Source organism: Aquiflexum sp., from assembly GCF_977115555.1.
On sequence record NZ_CDSBKL010000427.1, the window covers coordinates 1 to 3,391 of the forward strand.

The window sequence follows — 3,391 nt, forward strand, 5'->3', positions numbered from 1 at the left end:
TTGATATTTGTTATTAAAGGTCATCTTTTTCTTGAAATAATTTCTCTAATAAATTTTAAAACCACGGTGATTTTGGTATTTAACGCTATGGTTTTAGTAATAATATTGTTGCTTTTTAAACACTTCTATGCAATCTCTAATAGCCAAATAACCTTTAACCAACTAACCCTTAACCCACTCACTTATACCTCCTCAATAGATTCTCAGTCATATTCTCCGACAATTCCACCAAGTCGATGTCGAGTTCATTTTTATTGACCTCGAGAACTTGGTTTTTCATCTGCTCGGGAAGGCGGTCAAAACCATAATAAGCGCCCAAAATCCCTCCGGCGATCGCTGCGGTGGTGTCGTTGTCCCTGCCATAGTTGACAAGGAAGATAAGGGTTTTCTCAAAATCAAAATCTGCAAAAATCATTGCCGTCAGTACTTGCAGGTGGATTTCTCCTGCGTGGAAAGGCATGTCCTGTAGGTGTTTGTCCAAGAGCTCAAAAGCAGGTTGAAGGTATTCAGGTGTCCATGTTTTTGAATAGGAGATTCTTTCTTCTTCTGTGGTGAACTTGGCTTCGTTGATGGCTTTGGCTTCCTGCACAATCTGTAAGGCAGTCTGCAAGATTTTGTAGGAGCTCCTTCCCACCAACCTTGCTTCAAAGTATTTTTCGGGATCTACGGAACGCAGGACATCGAGCACTTCGGATTGGGTAGCGTTCTTTTTCATGGCAGCTGAAGTCATTGCTGCGGAAAGTGCCGTGATGTCTTTCGCATAGCCGATATCAAACAAGGCTAATTTGAAGGCTTCAGAATAGGCTTTTTCAGGGTTCTCAGGAAAAAACGCCCCGATCGAAGGCGCATAAAGTAATCCTGCGCAGACCATTTCTCCACCATAGAATGTACTCAAACCTATTTGGTAGCCATTCAGGTCATTTTTGACATAAGGTCTTGCAGCCTTTGCCCATTCCTGCAGCCAACCCACTTTGAGGGAATTTACCTCAAAAGGTCCGGCAGTTTCGCTGTTGATAGTTTTGTATTCAGCGAGATACCCGTCAAATTGTGCGAGGATATGAGAGGCGAACTGCTTTGGATCGAGTGATTTTGGGTTTTCTCCTGCAAGGTATTCAAAAGCGAGTTTCTTCCACCTTGTGTCGTCAGTAGTGCCACCGGCAGGCAGGTTGGCTATCCAGATCCCTTCGGGGGAAACTTCCCTGACCATTGAGTCCAAGTCCTGTACAAAACCATATTCAGCGCTGATCATTTCCCGTGACCACATTTCTGTGGGAGCTCCCATGGCGTCGCCTATTGCCGAACCAACCAACATGCCCAAAACTTTATCCCGGAGTTCAGCCTCTGTAAGGCTCAAAGGCTTGGTTTCTTCTTCCGGCAGATCGGTTTTGGTTTCAGGACTTTTGCAGGAATATGTCCAAAGAGAAGTAGACAAAATGAGGGAAGCAATGATTTTATTTTTCATGGTTTCAATATCAGGTTTCTTGCTTCTTCCGCCATTTCGGATTTTTCTTCCAAAGTCAAAGACAATGGCAATTGCGCCAATCCGATCAGCCTTCGGAGCATTTCGGTTCCTGTGTATTTGTTGAGCAATTTTTGGTCAATGATTGACTTGGAAGCATATTGGTTTTTGATGGTATTGATAATTTCCGGATTTGTTTTAGCCATTTTGAGATGCGCGATAAATACCCCAAGGTCAAACTCTCCGTCTCCCATAAAGGCAAATTCAGGATCGATGATCTTCAGACCGGAGTCAACACGGATCCAGCTTCCAGGATAAAAATCTCCGTGGAGCAGGTGTTTGCCTTTCTCGAGGTACCTTTTCCCAAGGGCTTTAACAGCATTTTTCAATTTCAGGTCAGTTTTGAATTTCATAGACATGGCCTGCAACCCCGGCTGTATGCTGTCGAGGTCAAAGCCATTAAACTCCATAAAAGGATAGAAAAAAATATGCTCATGGTTCAGCTTTTTCATTTCGGTATTATCCGGAAAATTGTGGATTTCAAGTTGGTGAAGGGAAAAAAGGTAATCTACAAGCGTATGGATTTCGTTTAGAGACAGGTCTATTTTTTTGCTGTAAATCCCAATGAAGTCTGCACCTATTCCCAAGTCATCCATTGCCACTAAATGAGATTTATTGTCTCTAAGGATGATTTTAGGAGAAAATCCTGACAGGAAATCATGGCTATTGATGATCTGATAGTAATCATCCTCAATGAATATCCTGCCCAAAGGAGCCGGGATGGTAGGGTATTTGTTTACATATGGGCGGGACTGCTTGAGGATAATGCTGCGGTTTTCGGTTTTTAGCCGGACGACCACGTTCATATTTCCATCTCCGGCTTTGCCGTATTCAAGGATTTTTTCATCGGGTTGGAGGAGGCCCGACTTTCTGAGGTATTTTTCTTGGAGGGGATTTAATGGAATCTGTAAAATCATGAAACAGTATTTGAGACGAATTTAGAATATTACATTGATGGCAAAGACCAATTTAGATTTTTTTACATTTTTGGATTCTCATTTAAAGAAACAATTAAACAGATCTCTGATTTAATAGTTTTGGGAATCTATTTTATTGTAATATTATTCAAACTCAAAATGAAAAATATACAGTACCCGACATTTGTCATAAAAAATTAAATTTCAATCAAATAGAATATGAACCAACACAACAAACTGAAGGCTTTATTCCTTGTTTTTTTTCTAATCCTTGGTCAAGTATCTGCACAAGAAAAAGTGGACTTGGAAATGATGTACAGAATCAAAACCGAAGGCATCAACAAATCTCAAATCCAAGATATTTCCTTTCACCTAACAGATTACCTTGGACCGAGACTTTCCGGTTCGACTAACTTACGCAATGCAAGGGCTTGGACTTCAGAGAAATTCCAAGAGTGGGGACTTTCCAATGTCAAAATCGATTCCTACGGGGAATTTGGCAGGGGATGGAATGTGAAGAAATCTTATATCGCGATGAAACTGCCTTACTATGCCCAAGTTATCGGCTATCCAAAGGCTTGGACAGACGGGACCAATGGATTGGTAGAATCAGAAGTCACCTTGTTGGAAATCAATTCAGATGCCGATTTTGAAAAATACAAAGGTAAACTCAAAGGGAAAGTTGTCATGGCTCCTGTAACTTTGACGCTCAATCCTGCATTCGAAGCAGAAGCCAAAAGATGGTCTGAACAGGAATTGGAAGACAGAAAGGCCATCAATATCGGTGGCAATAATGCCCGCTATACTCCGGAGATGTTGGCACAGATGCGCGCCCAACGTGACCTTGACCAAAAGCTGACTGCTTTCCTTTTAGCAGAAGAAGTCGGTTTGAGGATTACGGGAACAAGGGGAAGTTTTGGTACTGTTTTCCATACCCGGGCAGGTTCATACAGCA

Annotated in this window: 2 protein-coding genes and 1 pseudogene; 1 reads left to right on the plus strand and 2 read right to left on the minus strand. The window is 41.9% G+C overall.

Annotated features, from left to right (window positions below; genetic code table 11):
* Positions 1–178 precede the first annotated feature (178 nt).
* Both ACZFYI_RS17775 and ACZFYI_RS17780 read right to left on the minus strand, forming a co-directional pair.
* A complete protein-coding gene (locus tag ACZFYI_RS17775; RefSeq protein WP_462525466.1) occupies positions 179–1,462 on the minus strand; it encodes an ADP-ribosylglycohydrolase family protein in 1,284 nt (427 codons plus the stop codon).
* Entirely contained in the window at positions 1,459–2,436 is a 978-nt protein-coding gene (locus tag ACZFYI_RS17780) for a phosphotransferase (RefSeq protein ID WP_462525467.1), read from the minus strand. The genes ACZFYI_RS17775 and ACZFYI_RS17780 overlap by 4 nt, the downstream gene beginning before the upstream one ends.
* Before the next feature lie 219 nt (positions 2,437–2,655).
* On the opposite strand from ACZFYI_RS17780, the pseudogene ACZFYI_RS17785 reads away from it, so the two are divergent.
* Positions 2,656–3,391, plus strand: a pseudogene (locus tag ACZFYI_RS17785) (peptidase M28); the annotation flags it as partial.

Bases quoted from the DNA above. Each gene is read 5' to 3' on its own strand.
- ACZFYI_RS17775 (WP_462525466.1), bottom strand. From the start codon at position 1,462: ATGAAAAATAAAATCATTGCTTCCCTCATTTTGTCTACTTCTCTTTGG.
- ACZFYI_RS17780 (WP_462525467.1), bottom strand. From the start codon at position 2,436: ATGATTTTACAGATTCCATTAAATCCCCTCCAAGAAAAATACCTCAGA.